General features: G+C 39.0%; 3 protein-coding genes. All 3 read left to right on the top strand.

What is annotated here, in order from left to right; genetic code table 11:
* The first annotated feature begins 298 nt into the window (after positions 1-298).
* The 3 genes from ACIQZ6_RS12160 to ACIQZ6_RS12150 all read left to right on the top strand — a co-directional run bounded on the left by ACIQZ6_RS12160 (position 299) and on the right by ACIQZ6_RS12150 (position 4,137).
* Entirely contained in the window at positions 299-1,318 is a 1,020-nt protein-coding gene (locus tag ACIQZ6_RS12160; protein ID WP_395811476.1) for an asparaginase, read from the top strand.
* Between the two features lie 173 nt (positions 1,319-1,491).
* On the top strand, positions 1,492-3,147 hold the full coding sequence (locus ACIQZ6_RS12155; RefSeq protein WP_395811474.1) for a sodium/sugar symporter: 1,656 nt from the start codon (positions 1,492-1,494) through the stop codon (positions 3,145-3,147).
* Positions 3,148-3,153: 6 nt separating this feature from the next.
* Positions 3,154-4,137, top strand: a complete 984-nt coding sequence (locus tag ACIQZ6_RS12150) for a phosphotransferase family protein (protein WP_395811472.1) — start codon at positions 3,154-3,156, stop codon at positions 4,135-4,137.
* The last annotated feature ends 68 nt before the right edge of the window (positions 4,138-4,205 follow it).

The following is a 4,205-nucleotide window of genomic DNA, read 5'->3' as shown; positions in this document are numbered from 1 at the left end:
AACAATAAACTACACCGAATAAATGCCGCCGCTGCGCCTGCTGCTATGAAAGGTTCTGCGAAGGCTGGGGTTGTAATTGCCGCACCAGTCAATGCGGAAGAGAGGTGAACGGAGGTTCAGTGAATGGACGATTTGTTTAAGATTGATATGAGTTTTCTAGTACTTGGAGTTAGCTACCTACCTTAGATGAATAATAATTGTAAACATTGTTTTCAAAAAAACCAAAAATTTCACCTTTAATAGTCTCATTTGAGCACTTTTTATATCTTTACTGTTCCTAACAATAATAAAATATTCCATGACTAATGTTCTGATTATCTATACCGGCGGAACAATCGGTATGATTAATGATCCAAAATCGGGGGTGCTTGTACCTTTCAATTTTGAGCAGATCACAGATCATGTGCCCGAACTTAAGAGGCTGAAATATCAATTTAAAGTACATTCATTTGATCCATTGATTGATTCTTCGAATATGAGCCCCGAGGTTTATAAAGAGCTTGCTCAATTGATCAAAAAGGAATATGATCATTACGATGGGTTTGTTGTGCTGCACGGTTCAGACACCATGTCGTACACTGCATCGGCTCTGAGTTTTATGATTGAAAACTTAGGTAAACCAGTAATTTTTACTGGTTCACAGCTTCCTGTCAATGGAATTCGTACCGATGCCAAAGAAAATTTGATCACGGCTCTTGAAATCGCAGCAGAAAAGCGGAAAGGGAAATCAATAGTTCCCGAAGTATGCATCTATTTTGATTATAAACTTTTCAGAGCTAACCGTTCTTTCAAATATAATTCAGAGAAGTTTGAAGCCTTCAGATCTCCAAACTACCCCATTCTTGCTGAAGCCGGTGTTTATCTGAAATTCAATAAGAATGTCATCCTGAAACCAAGTGTAGAACCGGTCAAATTTCATACTAAACTGGATAGTGCCATCGGGATTCTGAAATTATATCCCGGTATTAGTCCGGCAATAGTAAAGTCTGCCCTTTCAGCAGAATGCAAGGCAGTAATTATGGAAACCTTTGGTTCAGGCAATACCTCCACTCAAGAATGGTTTCTTGATTTGTTAAAAGAAGCAATAGATGGAGGAAAGCTAATCCTTAACATTTCGCAATGCAAGGTAGGAACTGTAGAGCTTGGCCGCTACGAAACCAGCAGGAAACTTCTGGAAATGGGGGTTATAAGTGGTTTTGACATGACCTTTGAGGCTGCTGTTACCAAGCTGATGTATCTCTTAGGCAATGTAAAAAGCAATAAAAAAATTGCTGAATACCTTGAAACTGATTTGCGCGGAGAGTTAACTGTCTATTAATAGCATACTTTTCCGATTCTAAATAAGAACAATTTCTTCTGCCTGATTTTCATACTGAATGCCATCTTTCATTCTATCTTGGTTATTTCTTGTTCTTTATTTTTTATCACAGTATATGCGGGTAAATAAGTGCAAAATTTTTAATAGGTTTAATCATTCAATCTGTTAAGCATATGAAAACTCCTGACTATATAGTATTCTTTATTTATTTCATTATTGTTAGTGCCTACGGCTTGTACGTGTACAAGAAAAAGAAGCATGAAGATTCTAAAGATTATTTTCTTGCCAAAGACTCGCTCACTTGGTGGGCAATTGGTGCATCATTAATTGCATCTAATATCTCAGCCGAACAATTCATTGGGATGAGCGGATCTGGATTTACCATGGGGCTTGCCATTGCAGCCTATGAATGGCTTGCGGCAATAACCCTGCTCATTGTAGCGGTTTTTTTCATTCCTATTTATCTCAAGAATAAGATCTATACCATGCCTCAGTTTCTTAAAACGAGGTATAACGATACAGTAGCTATGATTATGGCGGTATTTTGGCTGCTTTTATATGTGGTTGTCAATCTTACTTCAATACTCTTTTTGGGGGCGCTGGCAATCAGTAGTATCTCAGGGCTTGATTTCGGACTTTGTATGATTGCGCTGGCAGTATTTGCCGTAATCATTACTCTTGGTGGGATGAATGTGATTGGCTATACCGATGTAATCCAAGTTGTGTTTTTGATACTTGGTGGATTGGTTACCACCTATCTTGCACTCGATCTAGTGGCTGAGCATTATGGATCATCTGGTGCATTGAACGGGTTCAACCTCATGACTGAGAATTCTGCGGATCATTTTAAAATGATATTTAAGAAAGATGATCCATATTACATGGACCTTCCAGGCCTTGCCATATTGGTTGGTGGTATGTGGATCGTGAACCTAAACTACTGGGGTTGTAACCAATACATCACACAAAGAGCACTAGGAGCAGATCTGCAAACAGCTAGAAGCGGAATTCTATTTGCTGCTTTCCTTAAATTATTAATGCCTGTAATTGTTGTTTTACCTGGTATTGCAGCCTTTGTTCTTTATAAAGAAGGTGTTTTTACTACTGAAATGACACTGAATGGCGAAGTAGTTGGTGATCGCGCCTACCCGGTTTTATTAAACCTGCTTCCTGTAGGGCTAAAGGGGCTTTCTTTCGCTGCATTGACAGCCGCGGTGGTGGCATCACTTGCGGGTAAAGCCAATAGTATTGCTACCATCTTTACACTCGATATTTATAAGAAAAAAATTAATCCATCTGCCGGAGAGCAAAAGCAAGTTCAGGTAGGACGCTGGGTTATTGTGATTTCTATGATCATGGCAGTAGCCATTGCCCCCTATCTTGGAATTGATAAAAAAGGCGGATTCCAGTACATTCAGGAGTATACCGGATTTGTTTCGCCCGGAATTTTTGCCATGTTCATCTTAGGATTTTTCTGGAAAAAAACCACTTCCAATGCAGCGCTTTTTGCAACTATCGGAGGTTTTATTTTATCGGTATTGTTTAAGATATCACCTAATTATGTAGATCTGGAATTCCTTCATGCTTCAGGCTATGCAATCCCAAATGCCGAAGGGGTTTTCGAAATTCCTTTCATTGACCGTATGGGTTTTGTTTTTGTGATCTGCGTGGTTTTTATGTACATTATTAGCATGTACGAAAACAGGAATGGAGTACTAGCAGATGGACTCGAAATTGACAGGAGTATGTTCCGCCCTACGGCAGCATTTACAGTTGGAGCATTGATCGTGATTGGCTTTGTTGTAGCCATGTACGGTATTTATTGGTAATATCTTATGATTCTTGATACGATTGAACAGGTTAAAATATACCTGATACAAGAATTACTTGTAAGTCGGGATGACAGTGTTCATGTTGAATATTTGTCGGGTGGGGTGTCTTGCCGGGTTTGGAAAATCGTACAAAACAATAATCGCTGGGTAATCAAGCAGGCCCTTGAAAAACTGGATGTTCAAGCAGATTGGTTTTCAGATGTAGAGCGAATTCACAGAGAACACCGGGTGATGAAGCAGATCGAACTAATTGTTCCTAATTCAAATGTTCCCAAGGTGTTGCATGTTGATTATACCAATCATGTGTACATGATGACCTGCGCCGAAGAGGGTGTTGAAACTTGGAAGAATATCATGATGAGTGGCGTTTTTAATGTCAATACAGCAAAAAGTGCTTCCGCTTTATTAAGCCAGATCCATTCGCAGAGTGATAAAATTGATGAGGAACAAAAAACAGAATTCAGCGATCAGAAATATTTTAATCAGCTTAGAATTGATCCTTTTCACCGTTTCCTAATTCAAAAATATCCTGAACTTACAGTAAACATCACTAAACTTATTGATGAGCTCAGCCTACAAAGAACCTGTTTGGTACATGGTGATTTCTCACCCAAAAACATGCTGGTTCAAAAAAATGGTGAAATTGTACTGATCGACTTTGAAGTGGCGCATTGGGGAAACCCGGTATTTGATTTGGCCTATTGTCTTGGACATCTGATGCTGAAAGCCTGGCATCTTAAAAAATATGAAAAGCTTTTAGGTTTGATCAGAGCTTTTCTTGATTCGTATAAAGGCGAGGTTCGTAATCTTCTGCCGCATCTGGGGCTGATGCTGCTTGCCAGAATGGATGGTAAATCGCCAGTGAATTATATACGGGATGAAAGTTTGAAGCAGATTATCCGTTTGGTAGCAATCAGCTGGATCACCAATGCATCGCCTGATGCGAATGTTTTGGAGGCTATCGAACAGCAATTTCAATCCAGTTAGAAATAATAAATTTTAATGAATACGGAACTTTCAGGGGTAAAAGAATAAAAAGAAAATGTCTAAAATTA

Source organism: Daejeonella sp. (assembly GCF_044348475.1).
Taxonomy (GTDB): domain Bacteria; phylum Bacteroidota; class Bacteroidia; order Sphingobacteriales; family Sphingobacteriaceae; genus Daejeonella.
This window is presented reverse-complemented; position numbering and strand designations above follow the sequence as displayed.